Annotated in this window: 1 pseudogene; it reads left to right on the forward strand. The window is 40.6% G+C overall.

The annotated features are described in order from the left end of the window. Positions 1-958 (forward strand): annotated as a pseudogene (locus ACFIK7_RS06900) (filamentous hemagglutinin); the annotation flags it as partial. Between the last annotated feature and the right edge of the window lie 72 nt (positions 959-1,030).

Genomic DNA, 1,030 nt, shown 5'->3' on the forward strand with positions numbered 1-1,030 from the left:
TGCCAGCGCCCATAAGGGTGTACAACAGCTCGATGTAGGCAAGCTGGAACAAATCGTCCATGAAAACCGTGAAATGGCAACCCAACTTTTAGAAGAAGGATTTAAATACAGCGATGACTCCTATAAAACCATGTTTATCAAAGAGCACCCCATTGCCGTGGTCGACCGTGATAAAGACGGAAATATAATCTATAAAACAGATGCAAATGGAGAGCCTATAGAAGACGCTCGTGGACAAAAAATCCCCAAGTTCCATTATTTAACGGATGAAGAAAAGCAGCATTTACAAAAAGGTTCTGATGGCAAGGTTCATGTTTTCCTCAATGGTATTCTTACAACACCAGATGACGCAGCCCATAATGCGGTTCAGTTGGCTGATAACAAGAATGATCCGCACTATTTTCTGATGTTCCCTCATAGCGATTCGCTCTTGGTAGAGGGGTTCATTGCAGGGTATCAGTATTTTCTAGAAGGTAAGTTGGGTGCTCTGACCAATTCGACGAAGAAGTACCAGAATCTGTTGTATAGCCTTGGCAATATAGGATTGCATACTGATGCGCATAGCCGCGGCAGTATGACAGCGGGCAATGGATCGCATGATTTAGAAAAGCATGGTGTTCATGGTATAGCAAAGAAAACAACGATTAATTTCTTTGGACCAGCTTATAATACTCAAAACATGGCAGATACGTTATATATCTTAAGTGATGGAAAGCAGGATTATGTAAACTTGGAAAATCATAAATATGACTTTGTGGGTACAAAGATTGGCAAAAATCCTTACACTTTTGAACAAATACCTCCTGGAAGTGGTCCCTGGAAAGAGAGAGGGCAAATATTTAAGGGCTACCCAAGTGTTCATGCTTGTTATGGTCATGCCGGTGATGCTTGTACATGGCGCTACGGTTCACCTAATCGTACGCCAATTTATTCAAAATATTCAGGAAGAAAAAAATGAAGAAAATCTTGAAATTATTAAGTGGTCTCATTCTGTTAAATATTGCTGGATGTAACATTGATAAGCCTGCTC

This window comes from Bartonella sp. CL266QHHD, assembly GCF_042195355.1.
Taxonomy (GTDB): domain Bacteria; phylum Pseudomonadota; class Alphaproteobacteria; order Rhizobiales; family Rhizobiaceae; genus Bartonella.